At 40.8% G+C, this 19,648-nt stretch carries 13 protein-coding genes, 5 tRNA genes and 8 pseudogenes; 11 read left to right on the top strand and 15 right to left on the bottom strand.

Annotation, left to right across the window (positions count from 1 at the left end):
* The 13 genes and pseudogenes from rpoB to SD31_RS00825 form a co-directional block, all read right to left on the bottom strand.
* Nucleotides 1-3,696, bottom strand: a pseudogene (gene rpoB, locus SD31_RS00885) (DNA-directed RNA polymerase subunit beta); the annotation flags it as partial.
* 163 nt (nt 3,697-3,859) lie between these two features.
* Nucleotides 3,860-4,238, bottom strand: a pseudogene (gene rplL / locus SD31_RS00880) (50S ribosomal protein L7/L12).
* An 85-nt stretch (nt 4,239-4,323) separates the two neighbouring features.
* On the bottom strand, nt 4,324-4,842 hold the full coding sequence (gene rplJ, locus SD31_RS00875) for a 50S ribosomal protein L10 (protein WP_039052764.1): 519 nt from the start codon (nt 4,840-4,842) through the stop codon (nt 4,324-4,326).
* A gap of 2 nt (nt 4,843-4,844) precedes the next feature.
* Nucleotides 4,845-5,543, bottom strand: a complete 699-nt coding sequence (gene rplA / locus SD31_RS00870; RefSeq protein ID WP_039052763.1) for a 50S ribosomal protein L1 — start codon at nt 5,541-5,543, stop codon at nt 4,845-4,847.
* Between the two features lie 22 nt (nt 5,544-5,565).
* Nucleotides 5,566-6,008: pseudogene (gene rplK / locus SD31_RS00865) on the bottom strand (50S ribosomal protein L11).
* 284 nt (nt 6,009-6,292) lie between these two features.
* On the bottom strand, nt 6,293-6,838 hold the full coding sequence (gene nusG, locus SD31_RS00860) for a transcription termination/antitermination protein NusG (protein WP_039052761.1): 546 nt from the start codon (nt 6,836-6,838) through the stop codon (nt 6,293-6,295).
* A 22-nt stretch (nt 6,839-6,860) separates the two neighbouring features.
* Nucleotides 6,861-7,052 (bottom strand): preprotein translocase subunit SecE, encoded by a 192-nt coding sequence (gene secE, locus SD31_RS00855; RefSeq protein ID WP_039052760.1) that lies wholly within the window; start codon nt 7,050-7,052, stop codon nt 6,861-6,863.
* A gap of 23 nt (nt 7,053-7,075) precedes the next feature.
* Nucleotides 7,076-7,146: transfer RNA gene (locus SD31_RS00850), tRNA-Trp, on the bottom strand.
* A gap of 170 nt (nt 7,147-7,316) precedes the next feature.
* A pseudogene (gene tuf, locus SD31_RS00845) lies at nt 7,317-8,506 on the bottom strand (elongation factor Tu).
* A 71-nt stretch (nt 8,507-8,577) separates the two neighbouring features.
* Nucleotides 8,578-8,649: transfer RNA gene (locus SD31_RS00840), tRNA-Thr, on the bottom strand.
* A 92-nt stretch (nt 8,650-8,741) separates the two neighbouring features.
* A tRNA-Gly gene (locus tag SD31_RS00835) sits at nt 8,742-8,814 on the bottom strand.
* A gap of 53 nt (nt 8,815-8,867) precedes the next feature.
* A tRNA-Tyr gene (locus SD31_RS00830) sits at nt 8,868-8,948 on the bottom strand.
* 23 nt (nt 8,949-8,971) lie between these two features.
* Nucleotides 8,972-9,044: transfer RNA gene (locus SD31_RS00825), tRNA-Thr, on the bottom strand.
* A 353-nt stretch (nt 9,045-9,397) separates the two neighbouring features.
* Between SD31_RS00825 and SD31_RS14590 the strand changes: the two genes are divergently transcribed.
* Nucleotides 9,398-9,700: a hypothetical protein gene (locus tag SD31_RS14590; RefSeq protein ID WP_052258503.1), complete on the top strand. Its 303-nt coding sequence runs from the start codon at nt 9,398-9,400 to the stop codon at nt 9,698-9,700.
* Nucleotides 9,701-9,707: 7 nt separating this feature from the next.
* On the top strand, nt 9,708-10,538 hold the full coding sequence (locus SD31_RS00820; RefSeq protein ID WP_156138131.1) for a BamA/TamA family outer membrane protein: 831 nt from the start codon (nt 9,708-9,710) through the stop codon (nt 10,536-10,538).
* On the opposite strand, the gene SD31_RS00815 is transcribed toward SD31_RS00820, so the two are convergent.
* Nucleotides 10,535-10,960 carry a hypothetical protein gene (locus tag SD31_RS00815; RefSeq protein ID WP_039052759.1) on the bottom strand — a complete coding sequence of 142 codons (426 nt, stop codon included), beginning with the start codon at nt 10,958-10,960 and terminating at the stop codon, nt 10,535-10,537. The two genes, SD31_RS00820 and SD31_RS00815, sit on opposite strands and share 4 nt — an antisense overlap.
* A 92-nt stretch (nt 10,961-11,052) precedes the next feature.
* Between SD31_RS00815 and SD31_RS00810 the strand changes: the two genes are divergently transcribed.
* Nucleotides 11,053-11,895, top strand: coding sequence for a transglutaminase-like domain-containing protein (locus SD31_RS00810; RefSeq protein ID WP_039052758.1), 843 nt, complete (start codon nt 11,053-11,055; stop codon nt 11,893-11,895).
* Here the strand turns inward: SD31_RS00810 and SD31_RS00805 are convergent.
* Nucleotides 11,892-12,983 carry a YncE family protein gene (locus SD31_RS00805; RefSeq protein ID WP_156138130.1) on the bottom strand — a complete coding sequence of 364 codons (1,092 nt, stop codon included), beginning with the start codon at nt 12,981-12,983 and terminating at the stop codon, nt 11,892-11,894. The genes SD31_RS00810 and SD31_RS00805 overlap by 4 nt on opposite strands.
* A gap of 92 nt (nt 12,984-13,075) precedes the next feature.
* Between SD31_RS00805 and SD31_RS21075 the strand changes: the two are divergent.
* The 8 genes and pseudogenes from SD31_RS21075 to tatC all read left to right on the top strand — a co-directional run bounded on the left by SD31_RS21075 (nt 13,076) and on the right by tatC (nt 19,646).
* A pseudogene (locus SD31_RS21075) lies at nt 13,076-13,815 on the top strand (epoxyqueuosine reductase QueH).
* A gap of 76 nt (nt 13,816-13,891) precedes the next feature.
* Nucleotides 13,892-14,434 (top strand): YceD family protein, encoded by a 543-nt coding sequence (locus tag SD31_RS00795; protein ID WP_039052756.1) that lies wholly within the window; start codon nt 13,892-13,894, stop codon nt 14,432-14,434.
* 14 nt (nt 14,435-14,448) lie between these two features.
* Nucleotides 14,449-14,641, top strand: a pseudogene (rpmF, locus tag SD31_RS15800) (50S ribosomal protein L32).
* A gap of 102 nt (nt 14,642-14,743) precedes the next feature.
* Nucleotides 14,744-15,683, top strand: a pseudogene (plsX, locus tag SD31_RS00790) (phosphate acyltransferase PlsX).
* A gap of 6 nt (nt 15,684-15,689) precedes the next feature.
* A pseudogene (locus SD31_RS00785) lies at nt 15,690-16,680 on the top strand (beta-ketoacyl-ACP synthase III).
* Between the two features lie 80 nt (nt 16,681-16,760).
* Entirely contained in the window at nt 16,761-17,249 is a 489-nt protein-coding gene (gene accB / locus SD31_RS00780) for an acetyl-CoA carboxylase biotin carboxyl carrier protein (protein WP_039052755.1), read from the top strand.
* Nucleotides 17,250-17,335: 86 nt separating this feature from the next.
* Entirely contained in the window at nt 17,336-18,697 is a 1,362-nt protein-coding gene (accC, locus tag SD31_RS00775) for an acetyl-CoA carboxylase biotin carboxylase subunit (RefSeq protein ID WP_039052754.1), read from the top strand.
* Nucleotides 18,698-18,776: 79 nt separating this feature from the next.
* The gene (gene tatC, locus SD31_RS00770) at nt 18,777-19,646 is read left to right on the top strand and encodes a twin-arginine translocase subunit TatC (RefSeq protein ID WP_039052753.1); all 870 of its coding nucleotides are present in this window, start codon (nt 18,777-18,779) and stop codon (nt 19,644-19,646) included.
* Nucleotides 19,647-19,648: the final 2 nt, after the last annotated feature.

The raw sequence follows: 19,648 nt of genomic DNA, 5'->3' as shown, positions 1-19,648 counted from the left end.
TCTTCGCACGACCTACCACATCATCCGATTTCACAGTTAAGATCTCTTGTAAGATGTTTGCTGCACCAAATGCTTCAAGTGCCCATACCTCCATCTCTCCGAAACGCTGACCACCAAACTGAGCTTTACCTCCTAATGGCTGTTGCGTGATCAAGGAGTAAGGACCTATAGAACGAGCGTGCATTTTGTCATCCACCATGTGTCCTAATTTCAACATGTAGATTACCCCTACTGTTGTAGGCTGGTCGAAACGCTCTCCCGTCAAACCGTTATACAAGTAGGTACGACCTGACTTAGGTAATCCAGCTTTGGCAACCCATTCTTCTACCTGATCCATCTCTGCACCATCGAAGATTGGTGTTGCGAATTTAACACCTAACTTCTGGCCTGCCCATCCAAGAACGGTTTCGTAGATCTGTCCCAAGTTCATACGTGAAGGCACCCCTAGAGGTTCAACACGATATCTACAGGAGTACCATCTTCCAAAAACGGCATATCTTCGTCACGAACGATCTTAGCACAATACCTTTGTTACCGTGACGTCCTGCCATCTTATCTCCTACTCTCAACTTACGCTTCTTAGCGATGTAAACTTTAGCCATCTGTACGATACCAGATGGAAGTTCATCACCCACAGAAATCGCAAATTTCTCACGCTTGAACGCACCTAACTCCTCGTTAAGCTTAATATTGTAGTTGTGAAGAGCTAATTTGATAAGTTCATTTTTATCCTCATCTGTAGTCCATCCTAATGGGTTAACATTAGTATAGTCTAGATCAGACAAGATTTTTTGAGTGAACTTAGCACCTTTTGGTACTAACAGCTCTTTATATACGTTGTAAACACCTTGGCTTGTTTTTCCGTTCACGATAGTGAATAACTTCTCTACCAAACGGTCTTTCAACGCCTTTTTGTTTTTCTCGTGCTCTAATTCTAACTTCTCTAAAGCTTTTCTTTCCGCTTCTTTAGACATTTTCTTCGCACGAGAGAACAGTTTAGTATCGATAACCACACCGCTTATTGAAGGAGGAGTTTTCAATGAAGCATCCTTAACATCTCCAGCTTTATCACCGAAAATCGCACGTAACAATTTTTCTTCTGGAGAAGGATCAGACTCTCCTTTTGGAGTAATCTTACCGATCAAGATATCTCCTTCTTTAACTTCAGCACCTACACGGATAATACCGTTTTCGTCCAAGTCTTTAGTAGCCTCTTCCGAAACGTTTGGAATATCCGCAGTAAGCTCTTCCTCTCCACGTTTTGTATCTCTCACTTCCAATTCAAACTCTTCAATGTGTATCGAAGTAAAGATATCTTGAGATACTACACGTTCAGAGATTACGATCGCATCCTCAAAGTTGTATCCTTGCCATGGCATGAACGCTACTTTCAAGTTGCGACCTAATGCTAACTCACCATTTTGAGTAGCGTAACCTTCACACAATACCTGTCCTTTTGACACTCGTTGCCCTTTCTTAACGATAGGCTTCAAGTTGATACAAGTATTCTGGTTGGTTTTCTTAAACTTGATTAATTTATATGTTTTTACATCGTCATCGAAAGATACAAGACGTTCTTCCTCCGTACGATCGTAACGGATTTTAATCACCTCAGCATCAACATATTCAACTACGCCATCACCTTCCGCATTAATCAAGGCACGAGAGTCTGATGCTACGCGCGCTTCAAGACCTGTACCTACGATAGGTGCTTCAGGACGCAATAGAGGAACAGCTTGACGTTGCATGTTCGATCCCATCAACGCACGGTTCGCATCGTCGTGCTCCAAGAAAGGAATCAATGAAGCCGCGATAGAAGTAATCTGGTTTGGCGCAACGTCCATATAGTCCAATTTCTCAGGCTCGATAATAGGGAAGTCACCCTCAAATCTGGCCTTTACTTTTTCATCCAAGAAGTTTCCTTCATCGTCGTACTGCGCATTAGCTTGAGCGATAGTTTTACCGTCTTCATCTTCTGCTGACAAGTAAACTACAGGCTCATCTACTACTACTTTTCCATTTTTAACCTTACGATAAGGGGTTTCGATGAAGCCTAAACTGTTGATCTTAGCATGAACAGACAATGAAGAAATCAAACCGATGTTCGGACCTTCCGGTGTTTCGATGGTACACAAACGACCGTAGTGCGTATAGTGAACGTCACGCACCTCGAAACCGGCACGCTCACGAGAAAGACCACCAGGACCTAACGCCGAAAGACGACGCTTGTGCGTAATCTCAGCCAATGGGTTGGTTTGATCCATGAACTGAGAAAGCTGGTTGGTTCCGAAGAAGGAATTGATCACTGAAGAAAGTGTACGTGCATTGATCAAATCAGTTGGTGTAAACACTTCGTTGTCGCGGATGTTCATACGCTCACGAATAGTACGTGCCATACGAGCCAAACCAACACCGAACTGTGCATACAACTGCTCACCTACAGTACGTACACGACGGTTTGACAAGTGGTCAATATCATCTACTTCCGCTTTTGAGTTGATCAAGTCGATCAAGTACTTCACGATAGCGATGATATCTTCACGTGTCAACACACGAATATCAGGATCAATATCCAAGTTTAATTTGCGGTTGATACGGTAACGACCTACATCACCCAAATCGTAACGCTTATCTGAGAAGAACAAACGGTCGATAATACCGCGTGCAGTTTCTTCATCAGGTGGTTCGGCGTTACGCAACTGGCGATAGATGTGTTCTACCGCTTCTTTTTCCGAGTTAGAAGTATCCTTCTGTAATGTGTTATATATAATCGAATAGTCCACATCGTTGTTGTCATCTTCCTTCGCTAAGATGATAGACTTAACGCCGGCTTCAAGAATCAAATCGATGTGATCTTCTTCTAGTATAGTCTCACGCTCAAGGATAATTTCGTTACGGTCGATAGATACTACCTCCCCTGTATCTTCGTCCACGAAATCTTCCGTCCATTTGTTTAATACTCTGGCCGCAAGACGACGACCTACGTATTTCTTAAGACCGGTTTTACTAACTTTAACTTCATCTGCTAAGCCGAATAATTCTAAGATATCTTTATCTGAGTCGTATCCGATAGCACGCAATAAAGTAGTAACCGGGAATTTTTTCTTACGATCGATATATGCGTACATCACGTTGTTAACGTCTGTAGCAAACTCGATCCAAGATCCTTTAAAAGGAATTACCCTTGCCGAATAAAGTTTTGTACCGTTTGTGTGTCTACTCTGACCGAAGAAAACACCAGGAGAACGATGCAACTGAGATACAATTACACGCTCGGCACCATTGATAACGAAAGTACCTTTTGGTGTCATGTATGGAATTGTACCTAAATAAACATCCTGTACTATGGTTTCGAAATCTTCGTGTTCTTCGTCATTACAAGACAACTTCAATTTTGCTTTTAAAGGCACGCTATAAGTTAACCCACGCTCAATACACTCTTGTATGTCATAACGTGGTGGATCAATATAATAATCCAAAAACTCTAGCACGAATATGTTTCTTGAATCAGTAATAGGGAAGTTTTCAGCGAAAACCTTGTACAACCCTTCCTGATGGCGGTTATCAGAAGTAGTTTCTAATTGAAAAAACTCCTTGAAAGATTGCAATTGCACATCCAAGAAATACAGGATAATCGATAACCTTCTTACTTGTTGCAAAATTTATTCTTTCGTTTTGAATATTATTGTTTGCCAAGGGAATAAGATTTTTAGTTTAAAAAAACTGAACTTTATTTTGCTGTTTAAGCATGACAAAAAGACGCCAGCAAACGTCTGTCCTGTCGGATTTAATGTATTAAAACGGGAATAGACTCTGATAAAACTATCAGAGTCTAACCTCGTTTTGACGATATTTGAAATTACTTAATTTCAACTACAGCACCAGCTTCTTCTAATTGTTTTTTCAAAGCTTCAGCTTCGTCTTTAGAAACGCCAGTTTTTAATTCTTTAGGAGCACCGTCAACTAAATCTTTAGCTTCTTTTAAGCCTAAACCAGCTAAGTCTTTAACTAATTTAACTACAGCTAATTTTTGGCCACCAGCGTCTTTCAAGATAACGTCGAATGAAGTTTTCTCCTCAGCAGCACCAGCGCCACCGTCAGCTGGAGCAGCAGCAACTGCAACTGCAGCAGCAGCAGGCTCGATACCGTACTCGTCTTTTAAAGATATCAGCTAATTCTTTAACTTCTTTTACTGTTAAGTTAACTAACTGTTCAGCAAGTTGTTTTAAATCTGCCATTTTATTTTGATTTTTTGAATGTTCTTAAAAAATATTGTTAATTAATCCACGAACTTAATTCAACCTTTTTGATAGAGGACGTTCGTTATCCTCTTTGTTCTAAAGCTTTAAGCACACCTGAAATGGTATTTCCACCCGATGAAAGAGCAGAGATAACATTTTTCGCTGGCGATTGAAGTGCCAAGATAATATCGCCGATAAGCTCTTCTTTCGATTTCAAGCTTACTAATGCGTCGATTTGTTTGTCGCCTACGAAAACAGTCTCTTGGATATAAGCTGCTTTCAAGATAGGTTTATCGCTCTCTTTACGCAATTGCTTGATCAATTTCGCTGGAGCATTACCAGTCGAAGAGAATAAAATAGTAGAAGCACCTTTAAGTACACCAACAAGTTCTGGTGCGTCTATTCCTGCTTCGATTAAAGCCTTCTCAAACAAAGTGTTTTTAGCCACTTGCATTTTGATGCCAGCATCGAAACATTTACGGCGTATTACGTTGACTTTTTCAACAGTTAAATCAGCAGTATCAGTAATGTAGAAGTTACCGTAAGATTTAATCTGTTCGGCCAAAGCTTGAACAATTTCTTGTTTTTCTTCTTTTCTCATGATTAAATTCCTGCTACTGATTTAGTTTCAACTGGAATACCTGGACTCATTGTTGATGAGATATGGATACTCTTGAAGTATGTTCCCTTAGCTGCTGAAGGCTTTAACTTTGCAATAGTCTGTAATACTTCTAATGCATTCTCATAAATCTTCTCTGCAGGGAAAGACACTTTTCCAATTGATGTATGGATGATACCGTTTTTGTCAACTTTAAAATCGATTTTACCACCTTTTACATCTGCTACAGCTTTTCCTACTTCAGTAGTTACTGTACCAGTTTTAGGGTTAGGCATTAAGTTTCTTGGACCTAAGATACGACCCAATTTACCAACTTTAGCCATTACCGAAGGCATAGTGATAATAATGTCAACGTCAGTCCAACCACCTTCAATTTTGCTGATATACTCATCTAGACCTACGTAGTCTGCACCGGCAGCTTTAGCTTCTTCTTCCTTATCAGGAGTTACTAAAGCCAAAACACGTACAGTTTTACCAGTTCCGTGAGGTAATGTCGCAATACCACGAACCATTTGATTCGCTTTACGTGGATCTACGCCTAAACGCACGTCGATATCCACAGAAGCATCAAACTTAGTTGTAGTAATGTCTTTAACCAAAGCCGCAGCTTCTGCTAAAGTATACGCCTTACCAGCTTCAATTTTGGATAGTGCCGCTTTTTGATTTTTTGTTAATCTAGCCACTTTCTTAAACTGATTTCGTTAATTAATTTTTCCAAGGAGCGTCACCTGTAACAGTGATACCCATACTACGAGCTGTACCAGCTACCATACGCATTGCTGATTCTAAAGTAAACGCGTTCAAGTCTGGCATTTTATCTTTGGCGATAGCCTCCACTTGCTCCCATGTAATAGAAGCAACTTTCTTACGGTTAGGCTCACCAGATCCACTCTTAATTTTAGTAACCTCTTTCAACTGAACAGCTACCGGTGGAGTTTGATGATAAAATCAAAAGACTTGTCGGCATAAACAGTGATCACAACAGGCAATACTTGTCCTGGTTTGTCTTGCGTACGAGCGTTGAACTGTTTACAGAAATCCATAATATTCACACCCTTAGCACCCAAAGCCGGGCCCACTGGAGGTGATGGATTTGCTGCACCGCCCTTCACTTGTAATTTTACTAACGCACTGACTTCTTTTGCCATTTTTTTTTGTGTTTTAATTTGTTAAATGTTTGTTAGTAAGTTGGAAGCAATAACGTAACATTTTTTATCGTATATATCGTATAGTGGAAAACCAAAGTTTACACATCTAAACGAGGTGCAAAGATAACAAGAAGTTCTGAATTCCAAAAGGTTTCAACGAAAAATTTTCCACATTTTGCGTCAAAAAAATTTTTCAATTAAACCTTTTACCCGAATATCATGTATTAAGAAAGGGCTTAATCCGAAAATTAAGCCCTTTGAATATCTTCTATGCACCTACGCTTTTATTCTTTTTCCACTTGCATATAATTCAGCTCCAAAGGAGTCTTACGACCGAATACTTTAACCATTACGGTCAATTTCTTCTTATCCTCATGAACCTCTTCGATCTCTCCGGTGAAGCCATTGAAAGGACCATCGATAACTTTCACCGATTCACCAACGTAATATGCTACATTGATCGACTCACCTTGCTCTGCCATCTCATCCACTTTACCCAAGATTCTATTTACTTCAGATGGACGCAAAGGAATCGCATTACCTTCTTTATCTCCCAAGAAACCGATTACGCTATTTAATTTTTTTATAGCGTGCTCAATCTCACCGTTCAATGCTGCTTCTATAAGCACATATCCTGGATAGTAGTTACGTTCTTTGGCAATCTTCTTGCCATCGCGCATCTGGTAATACTTTTCCATCGGAATTAAAACCTGAGGTACCAAGTGTTGGATACCCAGACGATTTACTTCCGCTTCCACGTATTGCTTCACCTTCTTCTCTTTACCACTTACAGCACGAACTACGTACCACTTTAAATTTTGATCAGCCATAATATTATCTTTTCGATAAACTTTACTTAGTACCGTACAACAACTCCAGAATATTGCTTGAAGCTTTATCCATAACCAGTACTACTAAAGCTATGATCACCGAGGCTACAAGTACCACAACCGCATGATTTTGCAATTGAGCCCAAGTAGGCCAAGTAACCTTTCCTGTCACCTCTTGATAAGACTCCTTAATAAAATCCAGTACTTTAGCCATTTGATTGTTTATTTAAGTTTTAGCACGGGCACCAGGACTCGAACCCAGACCAAAGGTTTTGGAGACCTTCGTTCTACCTTTAAACTATGCCCGTGTGTTTTGTTGTTTTGTGATGCAAATATAGCGTTCTGATAGCATTAGACCAAATATTTTTTGCTTTTTTTTTGACTTTCAGAGCACTTTTTTTTAATCTGAAAAAAATAAGCTAATCAGCCTCAGCTAATTAGCTTATTTTATTATATTTCGCCAATCTATCCGAATAGATTAAGCAATGATTTCAGTTACCTGACCAGCACCTACTGTACGGCCACCTTCGCGGATCGCGAAACGTAAACCTTTTTCCATTGCGATAGCGCTAATCAATTTAACAGTGATTGTAACGTTATCACCTGGCATAACCATTTCAGTACCTTCTGGTAAAGTGATCTCACCAGTTACGTCAGTAGTACGGAAATAGAATTGAGGGCGGTATTTGTTGAAGAATGGAGTGTGACGACCACCTTCAGCTTTTGATAATACGTAAACCTCAGCTTTGAACTCAGTGTGAGGAGTTACAGTACCTGGTTTACAGATTACCATACCACGTTTGATATCAGTTTTTTCGATACCACGTAACAATAAACCTACGTTATCACCGGCTTCACCGTAATCCAAGATTTTACGGAACATTTCCACACCAGTTACAGTAGATTTTAAGTTTTCAGCACCCATACCCAAGATTTCAACTGGGTCACCAGTGTTGATTACACCTCTTTCGATACGACCTGTTGCTACTGTACCACGACCAGTGATTGAGAATACGTCCTCGATAGGCATCAAGAATGGAAGATCATTCAAACGTGGAGGAATTGGAATGTAGTTATCTACAGCAGCCATCAAGTCTACGATAGATTGTACCCATTTCTCTTCACCATTCAACGCACCTAAAGCAGAACCACGAATTACTGGAACTTCATCACCAGGGAATTCGTAGAAGTTCAACAATTCGCGAACTTCCATTTCTACTAAGTCTAACAACTCAGGGTCGTCTACTAAGTCAACTTTATTTAAGAACACTACAAGAGCAGGTACACCTACTTGACGTGCTAACAAGATGTGCTCACGAGTTTGAGGCATCGGACCGTCAGTAGCAGCAACAACGATGATAGCACCGTCCATTTGCGCAGCACCAGTTACCATGTTTTTCACATAGTCGGCGTGACCTGGACAGTCAACGTGTGCATAGTGACGATTTTCTGTTTGATATTCTACGTGAGATGTATTGATAGTGATACCAACGTTTCTTTTTCTTCAGGAGCTGAGTCGATAGAGTCAAATGAACGAGCTTCTGATAAACCTCTATCAGCTAATACTTTAGTGATAGCTGCAGTTGTAGTAGTTTTACCGTGGTCAACGTGACCGATTGTACCTATGTTTAAGTGCGGTTTACTACGGTCAAATTTCTCTTTTGCCATGTTTATGCGAATTAGTAATTATTAAATATTTCCTATTAAATTCTTTACAAAAATAAAAAAAAATTTTGTAGAGCCAAAGATGGGATTTGAACCCACGACCTCTTCCTTACCAAGGAAGTGCTCTACCCCTGAGCTACTTCGGCTTATGATCAAAAGTTTACTTACGACATAATGCCTCCACCTTACACACTATTTCTTATGAAAGATAGAGACTGAAAAACCTTTGAAAAATTAGAGCGGAAGACGAGGTTCGAACTCGCGACCTATAGCTTGGAAGGCTATCGCTCTACCAACTGAGCTACTTCCGCTTATTTTGTTTACAACCTCTAGTATCGACTAATTGTAAACTACAACTTTCGTGTGGAGGGAGAAGGATTCGAACCTTCGAAGCCGAAGCAACGGATTTACAGTCCGTCCCATTTGACCGCTCTGGAACCCCTCCAAACCAGTGATTTCTCACTTTAGAGCCTCCTATCGGGATCGAACCAATGACCTACTGATTACAAGTCAGTTGCTCTACCAGCTGAGCTAAGGAGGCTTTTATTTTAGTATTTTATCAAACTCTCGAAGAACTCCTACTCTTTCGAGTAGCTGGTGCAAAGATAGAAAAATTCATTCCAAATTTGCAAGAGAATTTTTTAAAATATTTTCTTTATTTTCTTTCTTAAAGAACTCACTCAAAAACGCCTTATTTGTATCACTTAGTTCGTTTTTGATGATGCAAAGATAGACAGCAGATTGACATTTCAAAAATTTTTGGAGTAAAAATTTTAGGCTTTAAAGCCATAATGCTGATATGCAGCACAATAATTTTTATCCGCCAAACAATTATCCGTATTTGCAAGTTTATTAATCTATATTTGCACCGTTGACTTTTGACAAATTTTACTAATGAGATTACCGGTTTTAGTTCTGTTATTTTGTTGTTTCATATCCGCACAAGCACAACAACCGAAAGGTTTAATCAAAAGACTTATTCATAAAACATTTTCCACCGAGGTAGACTCTTCCGGCAATGGCAACAGTTTTTTTGTCGTTCCGGCCTTTGGCTATGCTCAAGAAACGGGAGCCGAAATAGGTGTTGCGGCTACCTACAACTTTTTCCTAGACAAAACATCTTCCTCTCGAAAAACTTCTACCCTCACTCTGATAAGTACTTTCACTACAAAAGGACAAAAGAAAATTAACACATAACGCCGAACTGTGGACAAAGGATAATGATTATCATATCCTCTTAGAGCTACGAGCTAGAGACTGGCCATTCAACTTTTATGGCATAGGAAACAAAACCAGAAAGGCGGATGAAGACCTACTGGATCACACTTTGTACAGGGTAAAAGTAGAAGTAGAGAAAAAGATTGCAAACCACATTTACCTGGGACTCAACAGCAGCTACGACCACTTCAAATTTGCAGATCAGGAAGCTGATGGAATCTTTGACACTCTCCCACTTTACGGTAAAGATGGAGGGCAATATGTTACATTTGGCTTTTCCGCGCTTTATGACAGCAGAGACTTACCAACCTATAGTAACACAGGCATCTATCTACGCATTAAAGGAACTTATGCTCCCCGTTTCTTTACATCCAAAGATTATAAAGGAACTATGATCGAGGCCGACCTGCGTGGATTCAAGAAATTATACCGGAATGTAAACTTAGCCGCACAAATTCTTTACAGGGGAACATACGGGCATAATTTACCTTTTTATACCCTAAGAGATTTGGGAGGAGACATGACTATGCGGGGCTATTATCTCGGAAGATACCGCGACAAAAACTATATAGCCACGCAAGCCGAAATCCGCTACCGCTTTCATCCGCGTCTTGGCATCAATGCCTTTGCCGGCACAGGAACTACCTTCTCGAAAACCTTCTCTGCACGTCTTGTTCCTTCCTACGGCATCGGGGGAAGATATTTTTATAGCTTGAAGCATGCCAGCAGTATCAGATTAGACTACGCTATCGGCGAACAAAGACATGGAGAAAAAAGACAGTCCGGCATCTATCTAAGCATTGCCGAAGCATTTTAATACAGCCAATAAGGATAGCGCAGCTTAAAATATTCTTTACGCTGCTCTTTCCTTTTGCATATTATCCCTAGCTCGAAAAGATCTATAAGCACAACAAATCGGGAGTCCCTCTGAAGCTGTTGCCACAGCGGTTCAGAGGCATGACGATGTGGCAGCTCCACGAAAAGCATAAAATATTTTTCTTGTAGCGCCACAAGCTCCTCCACCGTATAATCAATAAGAGAAAGTGTGCAGAATTGCTCTTGAGTGTAGCCTTGTTTTTCAAAGTAGCGGACAATGGCTGCCTGCAGGGATTCTTTATTTCGCTTATTTTTTCTGCTATAGATTATCTGCTCCGCCAAACTATAAACGAATGGGGAGTGCGTTCCATGACGAGAATTGGAAGTGAGGAAGTGCAGGATTTTCTTAGCAAAATAAAGCATAAGCAAAAATAACAATACATTAACATTCGAATAGAAAAAATAAACTTTATTTGTACACAATAAATGTGAACGATTTTTGCTAATTTATTACCATGAATGATAGAGAACTTAGGGCATTGATCTCATTACTTGATGATCCGGATGAAGAGATTTTCAAACAACTGGAGCAGCAGCTTATCACCTGCGGTCCAGAGGTCATCCCTTTGCTGGAAGAAAACTGGGAGTCCACATTCGATCCTTTATCACAATCAAGGATTGAAAACATCATTCATAAGATACAGTTTGACCAGATTGTCAACGACCTACAGTTATGGGATTTAAAAAATAGCGAAGACCTTTTAGAAGGATTGCTCATCGTCAACCGTTATCAATATCCCAATCTAGACGAAAGCTTGGTGAGCCTCACCTTAGCCGAATTAAAAAGAAGCATATGGCTTCAGCTTATGTATGATATGAATCCTATCGAAAAGGTAAAGCTTCTCAACAATGTTATCTTCCGCGAATTTGGTCTTGCGGGCAACACCGCCAACTACCATGACCCACAAAACTCTTTTATCCATAAAGTTTTGGAAACCAAACGAGGCAATCCCATCTCATTGACCTGCATCTATTGTCTTATTGCACAACAGCTGGACATCCCTATTTATGGAGTGAACCTACCAAAACATTTTGTTGCCGCTTATATGGAAGATCCGGATAGTACCCCCCTATTTTACATTAACACTTTCAATCGGGGACAAATTATGAGTCAGAACGACATCTATTCTTTCCTTCGTCAGCTCAATCTTCCCGCTAGTGACGAATACACTATGCCATGTACAAATAAAGCCATTATCAAACGCGTATTACGCAATTTAATAACGGCTTATGAGCAAGCGGGAAATCCTCAGAAAAGAGAGGAAATCACAATATTACTTCAAATTTTAGAGGGTTAACGGGCATCCAACGAAAGGCTCATCGGTGTCCTATTGTTAAAGTTCAACACACCCGTTGGTGCCACATTCCCTTGGTCGCTGATCAAAAACCTTAACACTCTTTTAGTTTCTATATCCGCCACATAAAGATATTTTCCATCTTCCCGAGGATCTATAGCGATATCCATAGGCTGCTTCAACATCGTGGCATTACCGCTGATGACACGGGTAGGTGTCAGTGTCTGAGTTGAAGTATGCGACGAGAAGTTTTCAAAAATCAACACCCTTCCCTCGAAGGTCGTACCCTGCACCACAGTATAGTCCGTCAGCACCAAAATATCCTTCGATGGTGAATAAGAAATCCCTCTCAGGTTGCGTGAGCCGTCAACCGTCAACGTAAAGGTCGGATTGACATTTAAAACAGAATCCACCCTATCGTTTAGTGCAGGCAGGAAGTTTTTATACACCACCACACCTCCCTGATCTCCCGTTTTCACGATAAACAGGTCATTCTCATGTCCTGTTATTCCCCATGGAACATAGTTGAGTGTTGTCTGGAATCGTGGCTTAGAATAAAACCCCGAGCTTGTAGGTCGCAAAAAAGCATACAAGTGTGCATCCGGAATAGTGTCCGACTTATTCAAAGCCAGTAAGAAGGCATTGCTCGTATTTGTGCCACTATTTACCACCGTATAATACATCCCCCTCACATTATCTAACTTACGGTTCGAAAGTTTGGCACGCGAGCCTATGGTACCTCGTATATCTACTGACAGCACGTTGATGGTTGTATCCATAGTGCCTGGTGTATTCATGCTAGACTGAAAAATCAGTCCATCCGAAAGGGGAGAAAAGTGAATGGTCTTACCTCCTTTAGCGGCAGAAACATATTTTTTAAAGGTGCTCTCACTAGGCAGCTGATCCTCATCCACCGGATCCACTACCCACACATTCTCGAAATTTGTAGAAGCGCCGGCCTGATAATCAGACGTAGAAACATACAAACGGGAAAAAGATTTGATATCACGTATCGGTGGTTCATCATCGTCTCTCATACACGACACTACCGTCACCAGAAGAGGAATAAGACAAATCAGGAATCTATGCATATAAAAGTTTCTTATCAACATGTTACAATTATACAAATGTATAAATTTTTTGATGTTATCTAATCAAACGAAAGCGGCCGAACAAAGGCTACATGTGTGAAGAGACTTTTAAAAGTAGGATTTATTGTGTAAAATTGCGGTGCAATACCACTTTGGGTGATATGGACAACAAGAAAGAGTTTAAACGTGAAAAACTTGTCTTACCTAACGAAGGCAAAAAATTGCTTCTTCATTCGTGCTGTGCACCTTGTTCGGGAGAAGTGATGGAAGCTTTGATTGCGTCGGATATAGACTTCACAATATATTTTTACAATCCGAATATTCATCCTCGCAAGGAATACGAAATCCGTAAGGAGGAGAACAAGCGCTTTGCGGAAAAGCACAACATTCCGTTTATTGATGCCGACTACGATGTAGACCATTGGTTTGAACTAGCCAAAGGTATGGAATTTGAACCTGAACGTGGCATACGCTGCACTATGTGCTTCGAACATGCGCGTTTGAAAAAACCGCCGAATACGCGGCGGCCAATGGCTTTGATGTCATCACCAGCTCCTTGGGTATTTCGCGCTGGAAAAATATGGAACAAATCAACGACTGTGGCTTGCGAGCAGCATCCCGCTATCCAGGACTGGAATACTGGACCTTCAACTGGCGCAAAAAAGGAGGTTCCGCCAGAATGCTGGAAATCAGCAAGCGAGAGAAATTCTACATGCAGGAATACTGCGGATGCGCCTATTCTCTGCGAGACACCAACAAATGGCGTGTAGCCAATGGCAGAGAAAAAATAAAAATAAGGTGTCAAATATTACGGAGAAGAAGAGAAGGATGAAAACAAATAAAAATTATCAAAAATAATTGCATCCTTCATATAAAAAGATTAATTTTGCAGGCTCAAATACAAGATTGTGAACTATCTAAAACAATATAGAATCCCATTTTCAGGATTAGCCGCAGGCAATCACGATTTTGAATTTGAAATTGGTGATAAGTTCTTTGACTGCTATGAGCATTCGTTGGTGAAGAAAGGTAATCTTAACGCGCAGGTTTCTCTTCAGAAACAAGAGACCATGCTTATCGTTACCTTCCATATCCAAGGAACAATCCAGTTGACGTGTGACGTCTGCCTGAATGATTTTGACTCCCCTACCGATTTTGAGGAAAGGGTAATTGTCAAATTTGTTCAGGAGGAGTGGGCTGACGACAGTGAAGATGACGATGTCATCGTGCTGAAAAAGACCGACTACGAATTGGATATAGCAACTTTGTTGTACGATTACATCAATGTGCGTGTTCCTTATTACACCAAATGTAGCGAACAAGGATTGAACATTACGTGTGATCCAGAGATGCTGGCAAGAATCAGCAACGAAGAACAACAATCATCGGAAATTACTGAAGAAACTATAGACCCACGTTGGGCAGCATTAATGAATATTAAAAACAATTAAAAACATAATACGAGATGGCACATCCAAAACGTAAGACTTCGAAATCAAGAAGAGACAAAAGAAAGAACGCACTATAAGGCTGAAAGACCTACTTTAACAGTATGTAAAGAGACTGGGGCTGTACACGTACCTCACAGAGCGTACGAAGTTGATGGCAACTTATATTACAACGGTAAACTGATCGTTGAAAACGCTAAAGCAGTCTAAAAATAATCTTTATATAAAACATCCCAAACGAAGTAAAAAAATATTTTTTTACTTTATTTTGGGATGTTTTTGCGTATTATTGAAGTAGAAAAATAATAACGGATGAAGATAGGATTAGACGTTCTTGGTGGGGATTACGCCCCAAAATCAACTATTTTAGGGGCTATTGAAGCCCAGAAAGTTCTTTCAGCGGATCAACGCATCGTGTTGATCGGTGACGAAGAAGAAACTAAAAAAAGTATAGAAGCAGCCGGAAGTAGACACATCCTTATTTGACTATGTTCATGCTCCCGATGCCATATCTATGCACGAGCATCCGACAAAAGCTATTACCCAAAAGCCAAACTCCAGTATTGCAAGAGGCTTTGAGCTACTAAAAAATGGGGAAATAGACTCCTTCTCTTCAGCTGGAAACACGGGAGCCATGCTTGTTGGCGCTATGTTCAGCGTAAAACCCATCGCAGGAGTGTTACGACCAGCTATTGCCACCAATGTTCCAAAACTAAAAAGTGGATTCGGCATCCTTCTAGATGTGGGCGCCAATGCAGACTGTAAGCCCGAAATGCTGAACCAGTTCGCCATTTTAGGAAGTCTGTACGCAGAATACGTCTATGGAATCGAAAACCCTAAAGTAGGTTTGCTCAACATTGGCGAAGAAGAAGAAAAAGGAAATGCATTGACAACCTCAACCTATCCTCTACTTAAAACTAATTCCAAAATTAATTTCATAGGCAACGCCGAAGGTCGTGATTTGTTTACAGATCACGCAGATGTATATGTATGTGATGGATTTACAGGCAATGTGGTATTGAAGCTTGCTGAATCTTTTTATGTAGTTACTTTGAAAAAAGGTTTTAAGGATGATTTCTTTGATAGGTTCAACTATGAGCAATATGGAGGCAGTCCTATTTTAGGGGTGAATGCACCGGTCATCATCGGACATGGCATCTCCTCTCCTACTGCTATCAAAAACATGATATTACTATCTAAGGATATGATCGAGTCGAGATTTATCGACAAGATGAAAAATGCTTTTAACTAACATTATATGTCTAAAATTCACGCAGCTATTACGGCGGTAAACGGATATGTTCCTGATTACATTCTAACAAACAAGGAACTGGAAACAATGGTTGATACCAACGATGAATGGATCGTAACACGCACAGGTATCAAAGAACGTCGTATTCTAAAAGGAAAAGGATTAGCGACATCAGATCTTGCTGTTCCGGCAGTAAAAGGATTATTGGAAAAAAGAGGCATCACAGCTGAAGAAATTGAGCTTATCATCTTCTGTACCAGTACTCCCGACATGCTTTTCCCTGCTACAGCAAACATCTTAGCTGACAAAATCGGAGCAAAAAATGCATGGGGTTATGACCTTCAAGCAGCATGTTCCGGATTTTTATTCGGATTGACTACAGGCGCTCAGTTCATCGAATCGGGCAAACATAAAAAAGTATTGGTAGTAGGTGCCGACAAAATGTCTTCGGTAGTGAACTACAATGACCGTAACACCTGCATCCTTTTTGGAGATGGTTGTGGCGCAGTATTGTTAGAGCCAAACACCGAAGGAATGGGTATTCTAGACTCTCTACTTAAAAACTGACGGCTCCGGTGGCCAATACCTAAATATCAAAGGTGGAGGCTCCTTGAACCCTGCCACCCACGAAACGGTAGACGCCGGCATGCACTATGCATACCAAGAAGGCCGTACCGTATTCAAGTTTGCTGTTACAAATATGGCAGAGGTTACCCATGAAATCATGGTACGTAACAACCTAACAGCAGAAAATGTGGATTGGTTAGTACCACATCAAGCCAACAAAAGGATTATCGACGCTACCGCTGAACGCGCCGGCCTTCCTGAAGAAAAGGTGATGATCAACATCCATAGATACGGTAATACAACCAGTGCAACCATTCCATTATGTCTATGGGAGTGGGAAGATAAGCTGAAAAAAGGAGACAACTTAGTGTTGGCAGCCTTTGGAGGCGGATTCACCTGGGGATCGGTATACCTAAAATGGGCTTACTAATTATTTGACTAAGACACATTTTTGCTATATTTACCGACTATTTGTAATAATTAACTTTAACTTTTAAAAAACGTACTATCATGGGTATGGACATTAAGCAAATTCAAGACTTGATTAAGTTTGTTTCAAAATCAGGTGTGAATGAAGTATCAATCGAAGAAAAAGATTTCAAAATTACCATAAAAACCAATCAAGAGCCAACTATTGTTACGGCAAATATTCCTGCTGCTCCGGTAGCGGCCGCTCCTACGCAGGCTCTTCCAGCTGCTCCTGCACCTGCACCAGCAGCTCCTACAGCACCGGCAGCACCTGTTGAGGACAGCTCAAAATACATCACCGTAAAATCACCGATGATCGGTACATTCTACCGTGCACCAGGACCAGACAAAGCTCCTTTCGTCAATGTAGGTGATGAAATTTCTGTAGGAAAAGTATTATGTATCATTGAAGCAATGAAATTGTTCAATGAGATTGAATCGGAAGTTTCTGGTAAGATTGTTAAAATCTTAGTAGACGACGCACAACCAGTTGAATACGATCAACCATTATTCTTAGTTGATCCTAGATAAGCTAAAAGCTGCTTCATAGCAGCTCTTTTTGCATTTACTACAGTGTCTATACAGAAACTGATTCAATTGGTATAATAAGTCATTTTATGTTCAAAAAAATATTAATAGCGAATAGAGGCGAAATCGCTTTACGCATCATCCGCACATGCCGTGAGATGGGCATTAAGAGTGTAGCCGTATACTCTACAGCAGATAAGGACAGTTTGCATGTACGTTTTGCTGATGAAGCGGTATGTATAGGACCTCCAGCAAGTAAAGATTCTTATCTCAATATTCCTAATATCATTGCGGCAGCAGAATTAACAAATGCTGACGCCATTCACCCGGGATATGGTTTCCTTTCCGAAAATGCTAAATTCTCGGCCATCTGTGCTGAATACGGCATCAAATTTATTGGTGCTACGGCAGAGCAGATCGAAAAAATGGGGGACAAAGCTGCGGCTAAGGAAACTATGAAAAAAGCGGGCGTACCTACAGTACCGGGATCAGACGGTATAGTTCCGAACATCAAAGAAGGTATCAAGATAGCCAACGAGATTGGATACCCTGTCATCATCAAGGCTACTGCCGGAGGCGGTGGACGTGGTATGCGTATCGTATGGAAAGACGAAGATTTCGAAGCTAACTGGGAGTCGGCACGTCAAGAAGCCGGTGCAGCATTCGGTAACGATGGTCTTTACATAGAGAAATATGTGGAAGAGCCTCGTCACATCGAAATCCAAATCATCGGAGACCAATACGGCAAAGTATGTCACCTGTCGGAACGAGACTGCTCTATCCAGCGCCGTCACCAAAAGCTTGTTGAGGAATCTCCTTCTCCGTTTATCACACCGGAGTTGCGTGCAAAGATGGGAGAAGCCGCAATACGCGGAGCAAAAGCCGTAAACTACGAAGGTGCCGGAACTATCGAATTTTTAGTAGACAAACACGGCAACTTCTACTTTATGGAAATGAACACCCGTATCCAGGTGGAGCACCCAGTGACCGAAGAGGTTATTAACTTCGACTTAATCAAAGAACAGATAAAAGTCGCTGCCGGTATTCCTATCTCGGGTAAAAACTACGAGCCAACAATGCACGCCATCGAATGTCGTATCAACGCGGAAGATCCGTTCAACAACTTCAGACCTTCTCCGGGAAAAATCACCAACTTTCATTCTCCGGGAGGCCATGGAGTACGGGTGGACACACACGTATATTCTGGATATACCATCCCGCCAAACTATGATTCTATGATTGCGAAGCTTATCTGTGTGGCACAAACACGTGAAGAAGCTATCGCGACAATGGAAAGAGCATTAAGCGAGTTCGTGATTGAAGGGGTGAAAACCACCATTCCACTGCACCGTCGTTTGATGCGCGACCCTAACTTCCGAGCAGGAAACTTTACAACAAAATTTATGGAATCTTTCGACCTTTCGGAATATCCGGAAGAGGACGAAGCGTAAAATTTTTGTTTTCATGCATAAAAAATACCATTCTTAGGGTTAAGAATGGTATTTTTGTTTTTGACACTTACAGTTTTCTATGTCTAGCAAAAAATTAATCGACTCGATAAAGAACAAAGGAAAGAATCTAGAAGCCGAAATGTCCTTCTTCGAACATTTGGAAGTTCTGAGATGGCATCTTATCCGTTCCGTAATAGCTATAGCAGTCTTTGCAATCCTAGCGTTTGCTTACAACGACTTTATTATCAACCAAGTCATATTAGGTCCCAAACGTCTTGATTTTTGGACCTACCGCATGATGTGTAAACTTGGCGAAGTCTTAAGTTTAGACGAACTGTGTGTAAAAAGAATTCCTTTTAATCTTATCAGTACGGAGTTAACTTCACAGTTCATGTTGCAAATCAATTCCAGCTTGCTGACAGCACTGGTCTTGGGATTTCCTTACCTGCTGTTCGAGATATGGTTGTTCGTTAAGCCCGCCTTAACAAAGGTAGAGCGCAAGTCGGCACAGGGATTCATCTTCTATGCCTCTGCCCTATTCCTTATCGGCGCCTTATTCGGGTACTATATCGTAGTGCCTCTGTCCATTAACTTTTTAGCCAACGTAGATCTCAGCGTCGAAATCAACAATCAAATTACCATAGACAATTACTTATCCACCATAGCCACCTTGACAATAGGATGTGGGGTTGTATTTTTATTACCTATCATCATCTTTATCTTATCGAAATTAGGATTGATGACACCAGCCTTTTTACGTGCGAGCCGTCGATATGCTACCGTAATTATCTTGGTGCTGGCGGCAGTGATTACCCCTTCGGCCGATGTCATCACCATGCTTACAGTGGCAGCGCCTATGTTTATCTTATATGAGGTGAGTATCATGGTGTCAGCACGTGTGCACAAACGTAAAGAACAACGGGAAAAAGAATTTTATAACACTAAATAATC

Origin of the sequence: Sphingobacterium sp. T2 (assembly GCF_000814685.1) — a bacterium.
GTDB lineage: Bacteria > Bacteroidota > Bacteroidia > Sphingobacteriales > Sphingobacteriaceae > Sphingobacterium > Sphingobacterium thermophilum.
Note: the sequence above shows the minus strand (reverse complement) of the source record. Positions and strands in the feature narration are given on the sequence as shown.

Bases quoted from the DNA above. Each gene is read 5' to 3' on its own strand.
- rplJ (WP_039052764.1), bottom strand. From the start codon at position 4,842: ATGAGAAAAGAAGAAAAACAAGAAATTGTTCAAGCTTTGGCCGAACAG.
- SD31_RS14590 (WP_052258503.1), top strand. From the start codon at position 9,398: ATGAGATTACCGGTTTTAGTTCTGTTATTTTGTTGTTTCATATCCGCA.
- tatC (WP_039052753.1), top strand. From the start codon at position 18,777: ATGTCTAGCAAAAAATTAATCGACTCGATAAAGAACAAAGGAAAGAAT.
- SD31_RS00810 (WP_039052758.1), top strand. From the start codon at position 11,053: ATGAATGATAGAGAACTTAGGGCATTGATCTCATTACTTGATGATCCG.
- SD31_RS00805 (WP_156138130.1), bottom strand. From the start codon at position 12,983: ATGCATAGATTCCTGATTTGTCTTATTCCTCTTCTGGTGACGGTAGTG.
- accC (WP_039052754.1), top strand. From the start codon at position 17,336: ATGTTCAAAAAAATATTAATAGCGAATAGAGGCGAAATCGCTTTACGC.
- accB (WP_039052755.1), top strand. From the start codon at position 16,761: ATGGGTATGGACATTAAGCAAATTCAAGACTTGATTAAGTTTGTTTCA.
- nusG (WP_039052761.1), bottom strand. From the start codon at position 6,838: ATGGCTGATCAAAATTTAAAGTGGTACGTAGTTCGTGCTGTAAGTGGT.
- SD31_RS00815 (WP_039052759.1), bottom strand. From the start codon at position 10,960: ATGCTTTATTTTGCTAAGAAAATCCTGCACTTCCTCACTTCCAATTCT.
- secE (WP_039052760.1), bottom strand. From the start codon at position 7,052: ATGGCTAAAGTACTGGATTTTATTAAGGAGTCTTATCAAGAGGTGACA.